This window comes from Flavitalea sp., assembly GCF_035489435.1.
GTDB lineage: Bacteria > Bacteroidota > Bacteroidia > Chitinophagales > Chitinophagaceae > DATHKG01.
Window position 1 is genome coordinate 54,750 of record NZ_DATHKG010000017.1, and the last position, 21,946, is coordinate 76,695.

17 protein-coding genes are annotated in these 21,946 nt (G+C 40.8%); 4 read left to right on the forward strand and 13 right to left on the reverse strand.

Going from position 1 to position 21,946, the window contains the following annotated elements:
- Positions 1 to 54: 54 nt before the first annotated feature.
- The 4 genes from VK664_RS02085 (at position 55) to VK664_RS02100 (ending at position 7,562) form a co-directional block, all read left to right on the forward strand.
- A complete protein-coding gene (locus VK664_RS02085; protein WP_461396938.1) occupies positions 55 to 3,195 on the forward strand; it encodes a SusC/RagA family TonB-linked outer membrane protein in 3,141 nt (1,046 codons plus the stop codon).
- Between the two features lie 38 nt (positions 3,196 to 3,233).
- Entirely contained in the window at positions 3,234 to 4,772 is a 1,539-nt protein-coding gene (locus tag VK664_RS02090; RefSeq protein WP_461396939.1) for a SusD/RagB family nutrient-binding outer membrane lipoprotein, read from the forward strand.
- Positions 4,773 to 4,861: 89 nt separating this feature from the next.
- Positions 4,862 to 6,172, forward strand: a complete 1,311-nt coding sequence (locus VK664_RS02095; protein ID WP_461396940.1) for an MFS transporter — start codon at positions 4,862 to 4,864, stop codon at positions 6,170 to 6,172.
- A gap of 25 nt (positions 6,173 to 6,197) precedes the next feature.
- On the forward strand, positions 6,198 to 7,562 hold the full coding sequence (locus VK664_RS02100) for an enolase C-terminal domain-like protein (RefSeq protein WP_461396941.1): 1,365 nt from the start codon (positions 6,198 to 6,200) through the stop codon (positions 7,560 to 7,562).
- A gap of 228 nt (positions 7,563 to 7,790) precedes the next feature.
- Here the strand turns inward: VK664_RS02100 and VK664_RS02105 are convergent, their stop codons facing one another.
- The 13 genes from VK664_RS02105 to VK664_RS02165 form a co-directional block, all read right to left on the reverse strand.
- Complete coding sequence (locus tag VK664_RS02105; protein WP_461396942.1) at positions 7,791 to 8,357, reverse strand: carboxymuconolactone decarboxylase family protein; 567 nt, start codon at positions 8,355 to 8,357, stop codon at positions 7,791 to 7,793.
- A gap of 276 nt (positions 8,358 to 8,633) precedes the next feature.
- Positions 8,634 to 8,936 (reverse strand): hypothetical protein, encoded by a 303-nt coding sequence (locus tag VK664_RS02110; protein ID WP_461396943.1) that lies wholly within the window; start codon positions 8,934 to 8,936, stop codon positions 8,634 to 8,636.
- A 199-nt stretch (positions 8,937 to 9,135) separates the two neighbouring features.
- The gene (locus VK664_RS02115) at positions 9,136 to 9,471 is read right to left on the reverse strand and encodes a DUF1622 domain-containing protein (protein WP_461396944.1); all 336 of its coding nucleotides are present in this window, start codon (positions 9,469 to 9,471) and stop codon (positions 9,136 to 9,138) included.
- 212 nt (positions 9,472 to 9,683) lie between these two features.
- Positions 9,684 to 10,364 carry an outer membrane beta-barrel protein gene (locus VK664_RS02120; protein ID WP_461396945.1) on the reverse strand — a complete coding sequence of 227 codons (681 nt, stop codon included), beginning with the start codon at positions 10,362 to 10,364 and terminating at the stop codon, positions 9,684 to 9,686.
- Between the two features lie 108 nt (positions 10,365 to 10,472).
- Positions 10,473 to 11,498: a DUF481 domain-containing protein gene (locus tag VK664_RS02125; RefSeq protein ID WP_461396946.1), complete on the reverse strand. Its 1,026-nt coding sequence runs from the start codon at positions 11,496 to 11,498 to the stop codon at positions 10,473 to 10,475.
- 106 nt (positions 11,499 to 11,604) lie between these two features.
- Complete coding sequence (locus VK664_RS02130) at positions 11,605 to 12,006, reverse strand: YidH family protein (protein ID WP_461396947.1); 402 nt, start codon at positions 12,004 to 12,006, stop codon at positions 11,605 to 11,607.
- A gap of 67 nt (positions 12,007 to 12,073) precedes the next feature.
- Positions 12,074 to 12,958 (reverse strand): pentapeptide repeat-containing protein, encoded by an 885-nt coding sequence (locus VK664_RS02135; protein ID WP_461396948.1) that lies wholly within the window; start codon positions 12,956 to 12,958, stop codon positions 12,074 to 12,076.
- 104 nt (positions 12,959 to 13,062) lie between these two features.
- Positions 13,063 to 14,157, reverse strand: a complete 1,095-nt coding sequence (locus VK664_RS02140) for an amidohydrolase family protein (RefSeq protein ID WP_461396949.1) — start codon at positions 14,155 to 14,157, stop codon at positions 13,063 to 13,065.
- Positions 14,158 to 14,234: 77 nt separating this feature from the next.
- Positions 14,235 to 15,542, reverse strand: coding sequence for a hypothetical protein (locus VK664_RS02145; RefSeq protein ID WP_461396950.1), 1,308 nt, complete (start codon positions 15,540 to 15,542; stop codon positions 14,235 to 14,237).
- Between the two features lie 37 nt (positions 15,543 to 15,579).
- A complete protein-coding gene (gene glsA / locus VK664_RS02150) occupies positions 15,580 to 16,653 on the reverse strand; it encodes a glutaminase A (RefSeq protein WP_461396951.1) in 1,074 nt (357 codons plus the stop codon).
- A gap of 88 nt (positions 16,654 to 16,741) precedes the next feature.
- Positions 16,742 to 17,962, reverse strand: a complete 1,221-nt coding sequence (locus tag VK664_RS02155; RefSeq protein ID WP_461396952.1) for a DcaP family trimeric outer membrane transporter — start codon at positions 17,960 to 17,962, stop codon at positions 16,742 to 16,744.
- 131 nt (positions 17,963 to 18,093) lie between these two features.
- Entirely contained in the window at positions 18,094 to 18,330 is a 237-nt protein-coding gene (locus tag VK664_RS02160) for a hypothetical protein (protein ID WP_461396953.1), read from the reverse strand.
- 661 nt (positions 18,331 to 18,991) lie between these two features.
- Complete coding sequence (locus VK664_RS02165) at positions 18,992 to 21,658, reverse strand: TonB-dependent receptor domain-containing protein (RefSeq protein ID WP_461396954.1); 2,667 nt, start codon at positions 21,656 to 21,658, stop codon at positions 18,992 to 18,994.
- Between the last annotated feature and the right edge of the window lie 288 nt (positions 21,659 to 21,946).

Below are 21,946 nucleotides of genomic sequence, written 5' to 3' on the forward strand. Positions count from 1 at the left end.
AATTCCAGATAAACGATACAACTATCCTTGAACCATTACCTAAAAACGATTGCGATGAAAAAAACATTAAAACTCTTTTTTGCTGTAATGCTTTTATGCCACGGTTATTCGTTTTCACAGAATATTAATGTTACGGGCACAGTAACCGGACCCCAAAATGAAAAATTGTCCCGTGTGACCGTTACCGTTAGTAGTACAAAACAGGGAGCTGTCACGGATGATAATGGTAAATATGCTATCAGCGTCCCGGCAAATGACACATTGATTTTTTCTTCAGTTGGCTTTCTTCCGCAAAACATCCCTGTTGAATCACGTAGCGTGATCGACGTCAAACTCGAACCTGAATCCACGAACCTGGATCATGTTATTGTAACAGCCTTAGGTATCCGGAAAGAAGCAAGAAGACTTGGCTATGCCACCGCTTCAGTAAATGCTGAACAGATTTCAGAAAACCGGACGCCAAACGTTGCCAGTGGCCTACAGGGAAAACTTGCAGGTGTCAATATTTCCACCATGGGAACCGGTCCTGCAGGTTCAGCTAAGATTCGCATCAGGGGTCAGTCATCATTCAGTAGCCTCAACAGTCCACTGATAGTGATCAACGGCGTACCAATGGACAATACAACTTATGGACTTGGAAGCGGAAATGGATTCAGGGCCGGACAGGTAAACAGTACTGACGGAGGAGATGGCCTGTCAAGCATTAATCCTGATGATATAGAGTCAATCACTGTTTTAAAAGGAGCCACTGCTTCTGCGCTTTATGGCTCCAGGGCAAAAGACGGGGTCGTTATGGTCACTACAAAAACCAAGGGAACAACCAAGGGAATAGGTGTTGATTATAATCTGAACTACACTGAAGATACTCCCCTGGATTTCACGGATTTTCAATATGAATATGGGCAGGGCGAAAGAGGTGTAAGACCAACAACTCCATTTCCACAATCAGGTGTCTGGAGTTTTGGAGAAAAGTTTCAGCCGGGAATGACCCAGGTTTTATTTGACGGTGAAACCTATCCCTATGAACCGGTCTTTGACAGGTATAAAAAGTTTTACAAAACAGGTAAAAATCTCACCAATACTATAACAGTTTCAAATACCGGCGAAAACGGTGGGTTTAGTCTCTCTTTCTCAAATACTGATAACAAGGGCATAATGCCAAATTCTGAATTCAACAGAAAAACCATCAACCTTGGGTTCACCCAAAATGTTACAAAAGAGTTGACGGTTTTGGGCAACGTTAATTACTCTAATGAAGAGAACTCAAATCCCCCCCAGGTAAATACCCAGGACATGGCTGTGCCTACTGTATTATACACATTGGCGAACTCAATGCCATTTCATGCAATGGAGCAAAACCAGACATTGCCCAATGGGAACGAATTTGTAATGTCCAGGTTTTTAGTACGGAACAACCCTTATTATTCGGTTAACCATCGTTTTGAAAATATCCAAAGGGATAGGACTATTGGCAATATTGCTTTACGGTACCAGGTAAACGATTGGATCTATGTGCAGGGAAGGATAGCACAGGATATGTATACAAGAGCCCAGGATTACAATATTCCAAATGGTTATGCGCCTATTCCAGCCGCACCTACCGGTTTTATCAATGGTTCCTATACCCAGGATATCAGGCGCTTCCGGGAAAGAAATTATGATTTTTTGATTGGGGCCAGTCCCAAAATAAATGATTTCGGACTTGATCTTACCCTTGGTGGCAACCAGATGTATAGGAGGATGGAATACAATAGTGTGAGTGTTACTGACTTTGTTCAGCCAGGACTTTATACCATCCTGAATGGAAGAATAAAAGATCCGTTGTATAGCAAGTCTGAAAGGAAAGTAAATTCATTGTATGGAGCGGCTGAATTTTCTTATAAAAACTTTTTGTATTTGAATGTAACGGCGCGTAATGATTGGTTCTCTACGCTGGCTCCTTCAAACCGTAGTATCCTTTATCCATCAGTAACAGCGAGCTTTGTATTTACGGATGCTTTAAAAACGCTGCCTGCCTGGCTGACTTATGGAAAGTTAAGAGCTGCTTATGCCGAAGTGGGGGATGATAACGTTGCTCCCTATTCGAACGTTTTGTACTATTCGGTTAATAATAATCTTTTTCCTAACCCATCTGGACAAAATATTCCCGTGGGTGGCATTAATGCTTCAACCATTCCTAACGGCGATCTTCGCCCGCTAAGAGTGTCTGAAACCGAATTCGGTGTTGAACTGAAGTTTCTGAATAACAGGATAGGTTTCGACTTCACTTATTATCGTAAAATAACAAACGATCAGATCCTGGCAGCCCAGGTTTCGGATGCCTCATCTTATACAAACCAACTGATTAATGTTGGCCGAAGCCTGAATAAAGGTTTGGAAATGCTTTTAACAATCGTCCCTGTAGATACTAAATCTTTTAAGTGGGATATAAGTGCAAACGTTTCGTTTAATACATCTGAAGTGTTGCAATTGGGGCAGTCTCCTGCCGATACAGTAATAGTAGTTGGTGGTGGTGGTGGTCGTTTTGTTAAACAGGTTGTGGGCAGGCCGATAGGAGCTTTGTATACATTTTTATACCAGAGAGATGCCCAGGGCCGGCAGATCTTTGACCCTAACGGGGGAAGGCCACTCAGGAACAGTTATGATTCTTATGTCGGAAATGTACTGCCAAAATATTTTGGTGGCATAACAAATTCATTTAATTATCAAGGGATATATCTGACTGTGTTAATAGACTTCAAATTGGGTTCAAAAATGATTGCCGGTTCAAATATGAATGCTTTGCGGCATGGACTACATAAACGAACGCTGGTTGGTCGTGAACAGGGATATGTAATTGGAGACGGAGTTAATCCTGATGGCAGAGTCAATACTGCCAAATCTGATCTTCAGCCATTTTATGAAACACCCAATGTGCTGGGCGTAAATGAAGATTTTGTATTTGAGTCGGGATTCTGGAAGCTGCGCCAGATTACACTGGGTTACGACTTTACCAGGCATCTCAAAAATTTAAAGTTTATAAAAGGGCTAAAGCTCAGCGCTGTTGCAAACAATGTAGCCATACTGAAGAAGTGGACCGAAAATATGGATCCTGAGAACATTGCCAACATATCTGATAATGAGACAGGGCTTGATTTCTGGACCGCAGTTCCACCAACAAGAAGTATAGGTGTTAACCTGAATATCAAGTTCTGAAGTGAGTAATTATTTTAAGTACAAGAAAAAAAATAGTTATGAAAAAGATTAAAATCTATATGCTTGGAATGATCACAGCGATGTGTATGCTTTCAGGCTGCGATAAAGATTTCGATGAATTAAACGTAAACACGGTTGATCCAACCACGCTGGATCCCCAGTTCATTATGAACCGTGCGATTATCGAATCAACATACCCGGATAATTTTGCCACCTTACAGATGTTGACTTACAATTTTGGAATTGTTCAACAGATTATTACTCCATTTGGAAGTTCATTGTCGGGTGGTAATTATAATATATTTAACCCCGGAAACACCACCCCGGTATGGATAAATTTTTACAGGAACGTGTTGAAACAAAATTTTGATGTAATTGAAAAAACAAAGGAAAATAACGCCCTTACTAACCTTTATAATCAAGCCAGGATATGGAAAGCTTACGCTTTCATGATATTGACTGATACCTATGGTGATATACCTTATACCGAAGCAGCACAAGGTTTTATTTCAGGAATCATTCAGCCCAAATACGACAAGCAGGAAACGATCTATAAGGACATATTAAAAGAGATTGATGAAGCCACTGTTGCCTTAGATGCTGCAAAACCTACCTCGACCGGTGATATTTTGTATGGTGGTGACATAATAAAATGGAAACGATTTGGAAATTCGCTGTTGTTAAGAGCTGCCATGCGGCTTTCAAAGGTTGCGCCTGATATCGCTAAAACTTATGTCGCTAAAGCTGTCGCAGGTGGATTGATGCTATCAAACAATGATGATGCTATTTTGCGGCATACAGGTTTATACAATAACTGGATCGCTGTTCATTTGACTGCCAGGGAAAAAGCAAACTTTTACCTCGCAAAGCCATTTGTCGATTTTCTAAAAAGCAAAAATGATCCACGCCTGGTATCGATTTCGGTAAGACATGTCGGTGCGAAGTCCGGCGCTGACCAGGCCCCTCCCCGGACCACTTCAGATCCGGCCTTACAGCTTGGTATGCCGATGGGCTATGATGATGTTTCCATAAAAAACACTTTCCCAACTTATGGAACAGCCAGCTTATATGACTATTCCCAGGTAAACCTAAACACGATTCTCAAGGTAACAGCCCAGGAGTATCATGTAACTTTCTCCCAAACTCAGCTACTATTAGCCGAAGCCGTTGTGAGGGGATGGACTACCGGTGATGCAAACCTGCTATTCCAATCGGGTATCAGATCTCATATGAGGCAAATGGGCGACTATGATGCCAGCGCTGCCATTAGTGAAACCAATATTCAGACTTATATCACTGCTAACCCGCTCAATATGGCTACGGCTCTGGAGCAGATCAATACCCAATACTGGGTATCGGCGTTTATGAACGGGCCTGAATTATTTGCTAACTTCCGGAGAAGCGGCTTTCCTACACTTACCAAAAATCCCTATCCAGGATCAGAAATTACCGGCGATTTTATTCGCAGGATGCCTTATCCGGATAGCGAGATCATTACAAATTCAACTAACTTAAATGCTGCAATTGCGCAACAGGGAAAAAATGATCTGAATACAAGGGTCTGGTGGGATAAGTAATTGATTAAATACGTAGGATGAATAATTGATAAATTATATTAAGACGGAAGAAGTAAATTCATGAATCTTGTTTTATCAAACCAAAACTAATGGTTGTTGCTACAAAAAAAATCCGGAACTACAGATGGCTTATTGTTGTTTTATTGTTTTTTGCGACTACCATTAATTATATCGACCGGCAGATTATAGGTCTGCTGAAACCTTTACTGGAGAAGGAATTTAACTGGACAGAAACCGATTTTGCCCATATTATCATGGCCTTTACTGCGGCCTATGCCGCAGGCCTTTTATTTTTTGGATGGCTGATAGATAAAATAGGAACGAAACTGGGTTATACCATTACTGTGGTTGTCTGGAGTATAGCCGGTATGCTTCATGCTTTAGCCCGTAGTGCTTTTGGATTTGGATTAGCCAGGGTTGGATTAGGTTTAGGGGAAGCAGGTAATTTTCCGGCTGCCATGAAAACGGTAGCTGAATGGTTTCCAAAAAAAGAAAGGGCATTAGCAACCGGTTTATTCAACGCAGGTACAAGTATCGGCGTAGTGGCCGCCTTGTTTATTGTGCCATTAATTTTAAATTATTATGGCTGGCAGGAGGTATTTTGGATCACAGGTGCTTTGGGTTTTATATGGTTAATTTTCTGGTTGATATTTTATGATATTCCTTCGAAACAAAAACGCTTGTCAGCTGAGGAACTTCATTTAATTACAAGTGGGCAGGATACTGAAATTGCCAATGCAGGTGCTATTAATAAAATAAAATGGCAAAAGTTGTTTTTGTTTCCGCAAACCTGGGCAATGATTACCGGTAAAGGTCTTATTGATCCTATTTTTTGGTTTTTTCTATTTTGGTTGCCCTCTTATTTTTCATCCATTTTTAGTCTCGACCTTAAAAAACCAAGCCTCCAGTTGATGATTATTTATGCAGCCACCACTGTGGGAAGCATTGGGGGTGGGTACTTGTCATCCTGGTTAATCAAAAAAGGATGGCCCGTTCTTAAGGCCAGGAAAACAGCTCTAATCATTTTTGCAGTGCTGGAAGTCTCAATCATACTTGCGCAATTTGCTACCGAAGCATGGATAGCTGTTAGTCTCATAAGCCTCGCAGTGGCCGCGCACCAGGCCTGGGCAACAAACGTATTTACCATGGCTTCGGATATGTTCCCGACGGAAGCCGTTAGTTCAGTAACAGGTATCGCAGGTACGGCCGGTGCAGTCGGCGGCATTTTATTTCCGATATTAATCGGAAGTTTACTTGACAGTTATAAAGCTGCGGGTAACCTGGCCGGGGGGTATCATTTGATCTTTACACTTTGCGGCTTCACCTATTTGATTGCCTGGATTATCATTCATCTGCTTACCCGTAAAAAGGGAAAAGTAAATCTTAGTAGTTTAACCTGATCGGATAATATTAAAAAAAAAGTCCATGAAAAAAACTGAAACCGAATTTTCATCAAGCCGGAGAGACACGATTAAAAAGCTTGCCTTAGGCTCAACCGCAGGTTTATTTGGCCTGCTTGGAAGTCCTGTTCTTAACGCGCAGGATTCGCATGTACATGCGGGCTATAAGGTTGGTGTGCCCCCGGTAAAGATAAAAAGTGTGAAAGCAATTGCAACCGCACCCGAAGGCATCAATCTTATAGTTGTAAAGGTTGAAACCACAGAGCCTGGTTTGTACGGGTTAGGTTGTGCCACCTTCACTCAAAGGGCGGTGGCTGTTGTTGCTGCTATCAACAGCTATCTAAATGAATTTTGTGTTGGCAAAGATGTAGACAATATAGAAGACATGTGGAACTCCGCTTATGTCAGTTCATATTGGCGAAACGGACCTGTATTAAATAATGCATTGAGCGGGCTCGATGAAGCCTTATGGGATATAAAGGGCAAACGCGCTAATATGCCGGTTTACCAGTTATTAGGGGGAAAAAGCCGCTTCGCAGTGGATTGTTATGGACATGCAAGTGGAACCACACCTGAAGCCGTTGCCGAAAGTGTACAAAAATTCATGGCCCAGGGTTATCGTCATGTGCGGATACAGCAAGGTGGTTATGGTGGAGTAGGTGCGCTGGCCCAGAAACCCGATTACCAGGCAGCCGGATATGGTTATGAAGGAGATAGTTTTATGAATGAACGGGCTTATCTCAAAGCAGTTCCAAAGATGTTTGAGATGGCCCGCAAGGTTTGTGGCGATGAAGTGGAGCTGCTCCATGATATCCATGAAAGGGTTCAGCCTATGGATGCAATTAATATGATAAAGGCCGTGGAAGATTACCGTCCTTATTTTATGGAAGATCCGTTCTCACCTGAAAACATGGAATGGTTTAAACAACTCAGGGCAAGTACCACGGTTCCGATAGCCATGGGTGAGCTATTTAATAATATCAACGAGTTCAAGATGCCGATGGTAAATCAATGGTTTGATTATATACGCGTGCACGTTTCACAAATTGGCGGTATTACACCAGCTATGAAAATCGCCAGGCTGGGGGAATGGTTTAATATAAAAACGGCTTTTCATGGTCCTGGCGATGTATCTCCGGTAGGTCATGCTGCTCATGCCCATATTGATTTAGCAGTTTGGAATTTTGGCATCCAGGAGGCAGTAAATTTTTCAGACAAATTAAAAAGCATATTTACTGGTTGCCCTACTATGAGCAACGGATATATGTCTGTAAACGAAGTTCCCGGTCTTGGAGTGGATGTTAATGAAAAGGAGGCCGCAAAATATCCTATTGGCACAAAATCAAGGTGGCAGGTTCGAAAAAGCGATGGAACCATTATCAGGCCATAAGTAATTTATGTATTATACCATAAAAATCGCCAGCTTTAACGTTGTTGCTTAAACGATAATTTTTATATCACCCTTTGCCAATCGAATTTATTATTCGATTGGCAAAGGGTGATATAGTTTATTTACTGTTCTGTGAGCGGCAACGGGAATTTATCCCGGCTAAAGCAGTTGCCAGGAATCACACATTAAATAATATCCAATGATAGGAAGTTATTTTTTCCTGTTGATTCATGAGTTATTTTTTAAATGATCATAACCCTGAGGCAACCTGGTGTAACCATGATTTTTGAGACGCTCGCCCAATCCTGTGTAAAAGCCAGGGTCGGATGGTGTAACGGTGGCCAGGCCGTCTACATAGCGGTTGTACAAACAGAAAAGTGCAGCAATTAATACTGTATCATGAATTTCAATGTCAGTAGCACCGGCAGCTTTTGCAACTTGTATTGATTCTTCTGTTACCGCAAGGCCGCTTTGTTGTGTCTGGGCAGCAATAGTGAGTAGTGCTTTCATTTTATCACTTACCGGGGCAGTTGCAATGTTTTCTTTTACTTTTTCGGAGGTTTCTGACTCCTGCAGTAAAACATCAGCTGCGGCAGTATGGGCCGTCGCACAAAATGTACATTCGTTCCGGTGAGATACGATGGTTGCAATTAATTCTCTTTCCCCCTCCGTTAATGAAGATGGTCCGCGTAATAGAACCTGAGTCAGTTCACGAATGGGAGCTGCAGTGTCTTTCCTGTATTCAAGCAGCCCGGTAATTCCCGGCAAATGCGCTTCCAGTGGAATATAAGGCATATCTGGTAGTTGTTTTTTTGATAGTTGATTGCTATGAGGCTATGGTTTGCCACCTGTTTTTAAAAACGAAAGCAGGTATTACAGACCAGTTATTGGTTTGTATAGACAAGTTTAACAACCTGTACAGGCTGTTTTCTAAATAGTAAAAAGAATTATGGCAATTAGTTTCTTCAACGAAATGAAAATATGAAAAATTTATATTATTTAAATATTTTTATGGCCATCAATCCGGCAGTACCGGGTGAACAGGGCATATTAGGTTAAAGATTGCTGGTTTCAAATGTTCCAAAAGCTAATAGTGATATAAATGATGATGACGGCTGTGCCGGTCAGTGATGTGAAAAAAAGCAGGTCAGCAATCGTTTCAAAGGCTTTTTCGATGCGTGGTTTATTTGTTCTGATCGAAATGAAAGACAAGATGCTTGAAAACGTAAGTAAAAGGGCTACCAGGGAAGTAAACTCATCAACAAGGGTAGTTTGAGATTTTTGTGCGATATGCAACGAAGTGATTACAACCAGGCAAAATCCCAACAGATTTGTGGATGTGCTTAAAATATGCGGTGATGTTTTTCCTGCCATAATTTTTTCCGGCAAAAGTAATGAATGTCGTGACCCGATATTATGGGCTGAGAGGAATCGGGATTCATTGTGAAAATTAAACACTGGACAACTTTACCTGATTCAACCATTTTCTTATTATAATTCCGAAGAAATAACAATATTAAATTTTGGGTGAATCGGGTTTATATATTGACAGTGATATGGATTAAAGGGTGGGTCAAAGCCCCTGTTTATTTTCTTTTGCCCTTGCTTCATTTGAAGATGCTTGCCAGGGCCAATGCCCTTCCAGTTCTACTGCCAGAGACCAACTCAATAAAGTACGAATAAGTACCAGGAGTCCAAGTATAGCGACATTGGCCAGCGTCAGTTCCAAAATGACAGTTCTGATTACATCCGCTGCCACCATTAATTCAAGACCAAGCAAAAGCGGCCTGATTAGTTGAATTTTGTAATTTTCGAACGCGCGTTCTTCCCCCAGGCGGAATAGGTAGCGGACAGTGCCACGGGTAATGCCCACTATCAACACACCGCCAACAATGACCGCAACAGCCAACAATTCAATTCCCAGAGCGAACCACTACAATATGTTTAATTATTTCCATTATTCAGATATGAGTACCAGGTTTATCGTTGCGGAGTTGTAATTTATTTCACGGTAACAAAGTACCATTGCTTAAACTGAGATGAATCACGCATGTTTGGTAACGATGATAGGCAGATCCCACTTATTTATTAAAATCTGATTTCGAGGAATCAAACAACAAATTATTGTTGTGATTGATTTCTTTTGCCACCCAACTTGAAAACAACCCCACCGCCAAGTGAAAACTGGAATATAGAAGAATAGGTAGATAAACCAGGACTTACTCCACCTGTTCCAAAATATATTCCCCCACCAGCTCCCTGCGCTATGGATGTCAGACCGGCCTGCAGTTTTATTCCCACTTTTTCCGATGCCCAGATATTTGTTCCCCCTTTTATTGTCCAGGCGAACTTAGTGGCATTACGTTCTTCACTGGTTGAAGGATCAGAGCCGTTTATTATACCAATACCCAATGCCAGGCCAAAGAATGGCTCGATAACTTCACTCAGCGGGAAATATTTGGTAGTACCAAGCATGAGATAATTAATGCCAAGGTCGAATTCCTTTGTCTTTACGTTATTAACAATCACCTGATCATCATAATAGGTAGTTGGCGCTTTGGTGTCTTCGCGTAAATATGTTAGTTCAATGCCCATAGTAGGCTGAATCATATATTCTACTCCAAGACCCCAAAGAAGATTGCCTTTGACGGTTCCCTCATAATAAGAAGTATTTGAATAATACGAATCGACCCTGTCATCAAAAACATAACTTCCATAAATGTTCAACCTGAATTCGGGTTGTTTCTGGGCTCTCCCTTCAAATGCACAAAACATCAAAAGGATTAAACTTAATTTTTTCATAACCAATTATTTTATTTAAGAAAGACTAGATACCGTTTTGTTTATTTCGATTTTTGTTCAATAGCTAAATTCTTAATGGGCCTGATTTGTACGCGATACTTGTTTTAATTAATAGAATTTATAATTAATCCCGAAAACGATTCCAAAGTCAAATTTGTCACCTCCTGAAATTGGTGGTTTGCTATCATAGTTATTATATGGTTCAAGACTTAAATTGAAATCTTTAAAAATTTCCCAGGTAACATTTAATGAACCATCGTTTCTAAAACGACCTGTTTGCGAAAGGCTATAATAAAAATTTTCGGCAAGGAGTACGTTTATTTTTGGTTTTGCAAACCTGAAAAAATTGATCTCCAATTGTCCGAATAATTCGGTCAGCACGCCTGAATTGATATCATCTGTACCTCTTTCCTGGTTAATTACCACACCGCTTCTGGCCCAGGAGTATACATGTTTGCTCGTTATGAATTTATTTCCAATGCCAAGGCCCTCCTGGTACCTTCTTTCGAGGCCCAGTTCAAGGTTTCGTTGATAAACCACGAATGCAGTGGCAAACCATTTCCTGATAAAATAATAATTGTATTTGATGCTTACCTCTTCTTTTTCCCTGCTTAACAAACTGTCATATATAGTATAGATCCCGAGTGTAGCCAGGCTCAATTCAGCCTTTTTTGAAGTGTATTTTATTTTTGCATCAAAATTCAACCTTCCGAACCCACTTGATTTTGTATATGTATAGCCCAGGCCAACAGAGCCGGAAAATCTTTCAGCTATTGTTTGATCAAATGCATATAAAACCGAAATATCTTCCACATTTATTATTAAAGTATCCAGACTTGTTGCAACATAAACTTTGTTCATATCAGGATGTGCCAGCATCGTTCCAAAATGTACCTCTTCTGCCACCGTCTCAATCCTGAAAATCTTTCTATTGGCCGAAATAGTTTTAAGTCTTCTCAGTTGAACGGTGATGTCGTTTGCATCATCCGGATCAAATAATACTACACCAAGCTTAACTGACTCCAGTTTCCCAACTATCACAGAACCATTGCTAAAAAATAATGTATCCTTTAAAGCCTGTGAATAAGCAGAACCACAGAAAAGCAAAGCGAAGCATACCGTGATAATTTTCATTCATGAATAGTTGAACAATCTGCCTGCGGATTAAAAAAAATTAATAAAATAATTCAAGGTTTGGCATCTGAATGCTGTTTTGTTAAGCAATGTATATGGATAATCATCATTGCCTGAATAATGCTCCTAAAAACAATAAAAGACCAAATACCAACACAAGCGTACTAAGTATTGATGAAATCGACCTTTGAAGATCCGGAGAATTCTTTTTAAGTTTCCTCATAGCCAATTGTTGTTGCCAGTGAGCTAACATCAAAGCTAAAATGCCAAAGGAGATCATGGTCATTCCTACAATACGTGGGCTCACCCAACGTTCAGCCCCCTCCGGAGTTTTGCTCGTTTCCTGGAAAAATTTATATATAGTGAATCCAAATGAAATCATCGAGATAGCAGTTCTCACCCATGCTAACAATGTGCGTTCATGCGCAAGCAATGTTCTTTCGACTGCCAGTTCGTTGCTGTTTGGAATATGAGGAATTACCTGACCCGTATTTTCTATGCCTGTCATTTGAATTGTTTTATGTTAATTCCACCTATTTTCTTTATCTCCTGCAGTATTTGTTTAAGTTTCTATACTAATATTTTTCCAACCCCGGACTACAGTTTATCTTTTTTGAATCTCCCCAATTTACCGATGATAAATCTGCATTAGTGAAATCAGCATTATGAATTTTTGATTCAGCAAAATTGGCATTTGTAAGTTTTGCATTTCGGAAAGATGTTCCGAATTTGTTTGTAATAAAAGATGCTATTTTTCTTAATCCCCTAAAACCCTTTGCACCGCTTAGTGCTCTTTTGCTGATAAGTGCACAGGCAATGGCCATGATTACCGTTCCGATTCCACCACCAACGCTTTTGCCAAATACGCTTCCTGCAATTGCAACAACCAGGAACAGTAGGGAAGAAGACAATACTCCTGCGGAGGCCCTGGCAATGGTGCCAATGAGAAACATAATGAACACCAATACCAAAGAGAGAATAATATAAAACATTCCCCGGCCTGTACCGATACCTGAGATATAACCTGCAACACCAATTAATACAGAAATAATGATAACAGGGATTAGTAAGTTCCTGATGACACTTCTGCCTCCTTTTAAATAGCTATAGACGATAAAAACAACAATGAGCACGATAGAAACATAGCCCGCAAGTTTTACTTTATGATCATCAGATTTCAGCATTCCCTGGACAGTAGTACCGGCAAGCATCGCAACATAGCCTGAAACCAACGAGATAGCCAGCGCAAACAGAAACAACAGGGCAGTGTTAACCGGAGTAATCCCCGTTTTAACATGAGTAAAATCAGCACCACTCAAATCTGCGCCGCTAAAATCTGCACCGCGGAGATCGCTATCAACGAAGCTGACATTGGCGAGGTTCTTATTTTTGAAAGATGACTTTTGAAGATTTTTCTTCGAGTAGTCAACCGTCAACATATTTGGAGGTATTTGGTTCATAATTTTCTTGTTATGAGATATCAACCATCCGGCGTAATTCCTGCGTATTTTTCCCAAGTGGCTGTAGCGAGAACCCATATCTGTACCCATAGCAAGTAATCCTCTTAAGGGACAATGTTATTTTTTTCCCAGGCCCTGACCTTTTTCCTTGCTTCATCAAAAAGCCGGATATAGTTTCCCTTTCTTATTTTTTCGCTTGCTTCCGGTGTAAGTGCTTTCCATAAAGGCGTGTACATATCATAAACTGCCATGTAGAATGGTTGATCCGGGGGGGCCACTACATCGGTACCAAACAAAAACCTGTCAGGATAATTGTTCATTAGTTTCGCGGTGTTCTCAATTGATCTTGAACTACTGATTATATATTTCGCCACTTCGTCCCAGGAAATATCAAAATACACATTTGGCATAGAAGCATCATCAAGAATCTGTTTTACAATATCAATATGCGTTGAAGATCTTTCACCGGTAGGAGTAGATGAAAGTCCGACCGGGTGCACAATACGGCCGAGACCAATATGCGCCCAGATGATTGTGGTTTTCGGATGTCGCTTCAAAACATCTTTCATTTGTTCTAGATATACTGGTTCCGTTTTATCCTTTGCCATTGGCATATCCATATCATTGTGCAACACGACCACTAATCCTGCTTTACCAGCAAATTCAAGGATGCTGTCAAGTGCAGGGTTAGTGAGACTGGCAACCTCGCCGGCTATCTTTGATGAAACAAACTCTTTGTGAATGGAGAATTCCCCGATGCCTGTAAAGACATCAGGGAAACTCCGGAGAACACGTTCAATATGTTTGGCCGCATACATATCAGCAGGATTGAAACCGGTGATCATAGGATCAAGCCTACTTTGCTGCTCTTTGCTAAGTGACCGATACTGCATTGCTATATAGGCATCGGTAAAAGAGTAGTAATACAATGGTGCATCTGTTTGCAGATAATAGCTGGGTGCATATTTTCCAGAATTCTGGTAAGACCATTGCTGCTGCACGGGTATTCCAAAAAGGGTTGAACGTCCTACTTTATTGCCCATCAACTCAATAAATTTCTTAGCACTGATTCCTTCCTGTATATAATTTGTCAGGTGGAAATGGCTATCATTGAACAGCCAGGTATCAGCTTTTACATTGCTTTGTGATGAAGCTTGATTGTTAATCAATAGAAGAGCAATGATTATTTTACCGGCCATCTTCATATTAGCATGGTTTATTTAATATTTACATGGGTTGCTATCGGATATTCGCCAACCGTGAAATCTGAATCTGACTATAAAAGAATATCTGTTCCAATGGTCAGCGTCGTTCCGGATTGTCCGGAATTATAGAGCCCAAAAGTTCCTCCGCCAGCACTTTTTTGAATAAACATAGCCTGTGCATTCAGTCTCCAGCTCCTGGATTTAAGCGGGTAGATGTTTACGCCGCCACCGATTTCCCAGGGATTACGTTTGAATTCATCAACCAATCCCGAATAAACTCCATACACACATAGGATTTTCGGTACCGCCATATAAAGTGCCTGTATGCTATAACCTCTATCCTCAATTCTATTGATCGGAACAGGACCATCCGCATCAAAATCAGAAAGGGTGCGATTGTAGAATTCGGTATGCAGTGCAAATCCTTTGTACTTGAACCCAAGGTCAACAGTGAACAAATTGTAATCGGCTTCATTAACAGTGGTTTTGGAAGCCAGCGCCCCAGTTTCAAAAAACAAAACACCATCAGACAAACGGACCTGTGTATTATCAGGGCTTGGTGTACCCGTGTTGTTGAAGCGATTTTCACGGCTATGACTGTAGTTCCCGCCAAAACGAGTGGCCAGTTTTTCATGATGTTCGAAGTCGCCATTGCCACCGCGAGGACCGAATTCGCCTGTTGTTGGCATCCACATAAGCATAAGGCCGTGAGATAGATTCCTGGTTAATTTTGCTGACTGAACACCAAGTGTGCTCAGGTTGTTTCCTAACATTGTTGTGTAGTACAGACGTGGTACGATTTCACCGCTCAGAAAAACGCCATTGGTAAATCCTCCACGTAGTGCTTCTTCACCCATGGTTCGGTCCGTAGAACTAAAAAATGGAAATGGCCCTTGCATTGTCCTTACGCTCGTATTGGGTATCACACCAATTCCAGCCCGGAAATGTTTATTGAAGCGATACTGGATATTACCATAAAGCAACGTCTGCTGAGTGGTCATGACCGTCCAGACTGTGAGCGTGTAAGTAAGTTTTGGAGTACCTAAAAAGCCCGAGAACCAAATCATGTTGCGATGCCAGTGAATATCATTGCGGCCATCAAAAACCCTTACACTATCACGATGGTCACTCCAGGTTTCGGTTCCAGGCAATTGATTTACGTAGCGGGCCATCCCATACAAACTTATGTTCAGGCTGGCATATTTAGACTTCACTATCTGAAAGCCACTTCCGGGAGTAAATTCACCGGCAGCAATTTCGTTTGGATAGCTCATCAATTTTCCATCGGGAGGCTTGGTTGTATCAGGTGCCGAATTTTGTGCATGTGCCAAAATCACGGACAAACAAAGCAGGCACGTGATATAAACAATTGTTTTCAATATAAAAGATTTTAGATTATCTGAATGGTATGATCCATTATTGTTTTACCTCAACCATATAAGGATTCACTTTAAGCTCCTTTACTATTTCATAAATAACTTTCTGGGCTTTTACACTGTTACCAACTACATTCAATGGGGGAGAGATAACCGCAATCCCAAACTTGCCAGGGCATACGGCGATAATTCCACCACCAACTCCGCTCTTGGCAGGTAATCCTACGGCATAGAGCCACTGGCCTGAATCATCATATAAACCAGCTGAAGCCATGACAGACATCGTGAAGGCACAGGTTTCAGGAGATACAACTTTCACTTTTGTAATTGGGTTAGTTCCACCATTTGCAAGGGTTGCAGCCATTATTCCAAGGTCCTTTGCATTAACATTGATAGCACAAGCCTTAGTGTAAACATCAGTTGATTGAACAGGGTCGAAATACATACGGCCATAAGCCAATAGCAAATGTGCAATAGCCTGGTTTCTCAGGTTATCGCCAGCCTCACTGATATACACGGGCATGTTCAACTGCAAAGATTCCCCTGCAAAATCGCTGTGTGTTTTCAATATACTTTTCCATTTGGCCGCGGAGTCTGTGCCATTGATCATACTCACGGCTGCAATTGCTCCCGGATTAACAAGCGGATTGATTTCTTTGCCTTTCTGCAATTCTATTGCAACAATAGAATTGAATCGAAGGCCGGTAGCATCAACACCTATCTTATCCATTACAGCTTTTGCTCCCTGTTCTTCAATAACACGTGCAAGTGTAAAAACTTTTGAGATGGATTGAATTGAAACCCTTGAGTCAAGGTCCCCGGCTGAGAATACCTGGCCATCGGCAGTTACGATCGATATACCAAAGATGTTTGGATCAACATTTGCCAGCTCTTTTATGTAATCTGCGTTTTTGCCTTCCTTTAGATCCTTAAACTTCGCAAAGGCACGGTCGATAGCTCCCTTGTAATCAAGTGCAGGTTGAGCCGTTGCTTTATTGGCGGTTGTTTTGGCCGAAGCTTTGGTGCTTGTGGCTTGTGCTATGACTGTTGCTGAAGGCATAGAAATACTGACTACAAGCATAAACGCTCCGGCCAGTTTGATTATCTTTTTCATTTTACGTTATTTTATTTTTTACGATTCTTGATTAATGCTTCGCGAAGAAGGAATCCACCTAATAGTGGATTATCCTGCAATCACAGTCTTATGGCTTTCTATAAAAAGTTTGTGAGAAATTATATTTAAAAGAAAACTGGACCTTGGAAATAGAAGTGCTCCATCCGTCGCTGTTGTTTTCGCGGTCGCCCCATTGAAACTCGACACCTACCATCGCATTTTTAACAGGATAGTACATCAGGTTACCAACTATATACTGACCCTTTTTGAAGGCGTCCGCAGTCTGGCCATCCGAATTGTCGATATCAATCATAGAATAACCGATTGCAGAACTGAACTTTTCATTCCAGGTATGATCAAGAAACGCTACAACACCAAGAACCGGCAGTGCAACACCTTTAACCGGGGTTGTGGGATTGGAGAAATTGTTTTTGATACCAACGTCAACCGGTGCATCGTTCATATAGTTTTGTATTCCCTCACCGTAAACTACCTGGCCCCTGAACACATCCTTTTTTCCGATGTTAAGGTTGGTACTAAGATTAAGTCCCCAACCAGTGGCCTCACCTGATAATTCCAGTGGATCATTGTTCTGATCAACCCACTCCATTCTTCTCAGTATACCAGCCAGTTCAACATAACCCCATTTTCCGCCATGCCTGTATTCTGCAGAAAGATCAGGATATTGAAATCTTGGAACCACGCCATCAAGTTCAACACGGTCTGAGTATACTCCCTGGTCAGCACTCGCACCTGGTCTTTCCAATGCAATGGTGAGCTTGCTATCTCCCTGGATTGGCATAAAACGAAACTGAATGTTACGGAAGAATACCATTCCCGGAGGCCCCCAGTATTCAGCTGTATTAGGGAACACATCAATGTCCATGAAGGGGCTCCAGGTCTGACCTGCTCCAAACTTTCCGAGTTCAGCATAAGCATGACGCAAACGCATGGTGGTTTGCCCGGCATCAACTCCCGTCCCAAACATTTCAAATTCAAAATGAGTTTTCAACTCACCCAATCCGGTTTGAAAATAATTTTTGAATCCTAACCTTGTCTGGCGAACAGAGGCATAGAAATTTCCATCTGTTCCATATTGATTTTTGAAGGAAGGTAATTTGGTAGTGCGGATAACATCAAACCAATCAGGATGGATCTGGTTAAAATTATAACCGGCATCCATCATGATAAAGCCATAAATATCCATCGCTTTTTTTTCTTCTTCCTGGGCCTGCAGGGTATTGGTCACAACCGACAAAGCAATTGTTACAACCAAAGCCATTGTTTTCAATCGGAATAAATGTTTCATTTTAATCATTGTTTAAGAATTTGATGTGAAAATCTCCTGGGTATTATTTTTTCAAATGGTTGTTATCGTTATTGTCAAATGTTCTTCTGGGCTGGTTTGATGTTTAGGCTAAGCGGTGTCCCGGACGAGGTTCAACTCCGTTTAATTACATATTCAAGGATTTCTTTTTCGAGATCCAGGGAAAGGCGTTTATATTCCAATTCCCTTTGCTTGTCTTCTACTGACTTTTCCTTGAATTTTTCAAGACTTGTTTTACTTGTCAGATAATCGTCGCAAAGTGTTTTGAAGTCGTCATCAACTTTATACAGCATCTTGATGGTCTCGATGTATTCAGCAAACTGAGAAGTATTCAAAGCTTTTGGAATCATTTGTATGAGTATTGACTGCCATAAATTATAAAAGACAATAGTAGTATCATTTGTATACTGTAGCCAAATAATAGGAGTAATTCACTGTTAAACAGGACGTTTAACTTATTTAAATTCATTTAATCATTATGAAAGTATAAAGCAGTTGAAAGCTTTACCCGGTAAGTATTTTAAAACAAAAAAGGGAATGTAGAAACATCCCCTTTAACCAAAACTAACTGCTATATGAGAAAACTGTCTTAAGTATCTGAACTAAGCGCGGCGATTTTTTTTTACCGGGATTTATCTATACTTTTTTTCTAATCGCATATTGTAGATAAAAATATTTCCTGTGTTTACCAATTTATAAAAACGAAATAATATTCTTGTGATTTGGAAGGCTGATCTTCAAAAATCGTAAGACTATTATGATAGGGAACTATGTTATGTAACTATGGTTTGTAACATAGTTATGGAAGGCAATTATATTAAAAGACAAAATTAATATCTTTTACAGGTGTTATCCAAATAACAGCAGTAATTCACAGTTAAATGGCATTTCTCAAAAAAAATCTTTAATGTAGTTGCAAAACTTCCTGTACCTGGTGTTACTGAAAATGAAAGGGGGTGTAGAAACACCCCCTTTACCAAAACTAACTGTATATGAGAAAATTTATACTGCTTAATTATTCGCTTTAGAAAAACTATATTTTAATCCAAATAACCAGGTCGCACCATGAGTTGGATAATCACTTGAATATTCGTAATCATAATCGTTCAGAATATTATACCCTTGTGTAAAAAGACGCAGGTTAGGCAGCAAGCAATAGTCGGCATAAAGACCTACCCTGAAAACAGGTGCGGTTATGACCGGGTAACTTAAACCACCAGGGTCATAAGGAGTACGACCATATGCCACATCTATGGCGTAAGAACGATAGTCGGTTGTTTTGATGCCGTCCACCTCCGTTACACTCAGTGAGATGACGCCTTTGTCTGATTTGCCGAATAATTTATAAAAGGAATATTGCAGCTCCAGGCCTGCGGTATGCCTGGGCAGATTCATCATTTCTGTACCGGGCGCTTTATTTTTGAATTGATAAATGCGGAAAGCACCAGTCGTGTCCTTAATTGTAGAACTCATGATTGAAAAATTTGCACCCAGGCTGAAACGTCCCACCTTGTATTCACCCGAAAATTCCCATCCTTTGTTTGCTACCTTACCCACATTCCTATATATAAAAGCTACCACGGTGGTATCTTTTGGATAAGCTCCAAGCTCTTCCTGAGCAATCATATCTTTCAAAATGTTATCGTAGTACACCACTTCCAGTTTAAATTTTCCTTTCCTGTCATAGAGCTCGACTCCATAATCAAAGCCTTGTTGGCTTTGTGGTTTGATATCAGGGTTAGCGTAAACTATAGTACTGATATTTGCCGGGGTCCCAAATCTTTGCTCATATTGGGGAGAAGTGATTCCCTTACCCCAGGAAATTCTTGGCTTTATCGTCAGCAAACCTGTTTTAAAATTTGTGGTCAGACCGACTCTGTGGTTCCACGCCGCTTTGAACAGGTTGTTTTTTTCATATCGCAATCCCATCGTCAAAAAGATGTTCTTATAGGATGGATTCAATTGCACAAACGCACCATAGTTTTCATTATCAGGGTCTTTGATAAATAAAGTGGCAGCTGCTGTTGCACGTGTTATGGTTGTTGAAGCGGAGTATTTTTTATATTCAACTCCGCTGGAAATTATTGTCTCTAAGCCATTGCTGTTATCCAGGTTGAGTACATTTGAATACCGGATGGTTGTTATGTTATTTTTTACAGTGAAATATTGCCTTTGAAGTGGGGCTCCTGCTACGGGCGCGGGAACCTCTCTACTGTCATTTACGGTAAATCCCGCGTCAAAATGATTTGTCCAATTATTCTTAGTTTTATGAGACAGATTTAGGCCATTAACATAGGTCTGGGTGATACCGTTTTTATATCTCGAAGAGCTGGGCATTACGTTCATCCAAATATAAGCCGGGATAATAAGGCCGGGTACTGGCTCTAACAAAATGTCCTGCCTTGGGTTAACCGCGGTATCATAGTATGGTCTCCTGGATAAACTATAATTCCTGTCATTATAACGGGAGGAAACATTCAATTCCCATTTGTCCTTATTGAATCTTGCACTTGCATAAAATCCCTTATTTTTTTCACCTCCATCCGGCAGGTAAGCATCCACGGATCTAAATGATCCTCCCAGTCTCAGTGTCACATTTTTAAAGCTGGTTATTGTTTCCAGGTTATGCATTTGTTGAAAAGGATTTGATTCAACCCATTTGCTTTTATAATAACCTGCGCTGCTGGTCAGGTTTACACTATTTTGATTAGCTGGCCCCTTCTTGGTAAATATTTGTACAATCCCTGCGTTACTGCCGGTACCATACATGGTGGCTGCACCCGGCCCTTTCACAATTTCAACGCGGTCAATATTGTTTTTATCCAACTGCGATAAATAGCCTGAGCCCCCCGCATACTCGATACCATCGATATAGACGGCAATGGTTGACAGGGAAGTCGAACTCGCAGCACCCCTGATACTTAAAGTGGGGAAGCTTTCGGTTTCATCTCCAACATCAAAGCTGTTTGTGCCAGGGGCCCAGCCCCTGAAAATCTGGTCAAGCGTGTTGTTTGGTATTCGCTCCAGTTTTTTAGAGTCAATTACGGTTACGGTTGTCGCATCCGTTTTTCTTTTCATGGCACTGAAGTTACCACCAACCAAAAACGATTCCATTGGTTTGACGTCCAGTTCCAGTTTGATATTCATTTTTCCTTTCTCCACCTTTACTTCTTTGCTGCTATAATTGACAGACGAAAGGATTAGGATATTTTTGGGTTTCGCTTCGATTGAAAATCCTCCTGTCTTGTCGGAAACTGTTCCCCGTTTTGTGCCTTTAATCAGAACGCTTACATCGCTGATTGGATTTCCGTTCAAATCTGTTATAACTCCCTTTATGGAAATTGATAAGGGTGATTGGGAAGGAGGTGTTGTGGATAGGGCGGTAAACTTCAATGGTTTTCGGATAATGGTAACCGTTTTATCTTCAAGTACCCAGGTCAGGGGTTGATCTTTAAAAACTTCGTTTAAAGCCATCTCCAGACTCGCATTTTTTAATTTAATAGTAACTGGTTTCGCGTCCAGCAATATAGTTGCATCATAAAAGAACAGAAGACCTGTCTGATTTTTGACAATGGAGAAAATCTCCTTTAGGGGAAGTTCTTTGCCGCTGATGCTAACGGTTTGGGCCTCCCCTGCAAGAGACACCTGTAACAAAACAGTCATCAAAATTGAACCCATCCATTTCATCGCTTGCCTGGCTTGACTTGCTAAAAAAAAGATTAATCAAGTTAATCAATTGCATAGCTTTGCAATGTTTGGGTCCTCGAATGAATGACTCTTCAAGCGTTTTATTTATTTAAAGTTGACCCAAATTATTGGCCAGAAATGTAACAGCATTTCTGGTTTTTTTTGGATCTACTCCTAAAAAACGATTAGTTGTGCACTAGCAGAGTCTTACCTTAAGATGTTTGTATTTCGGGGGACTAATATAATGACGACTTTTCACCATCAGGGTGTCGCCATTGG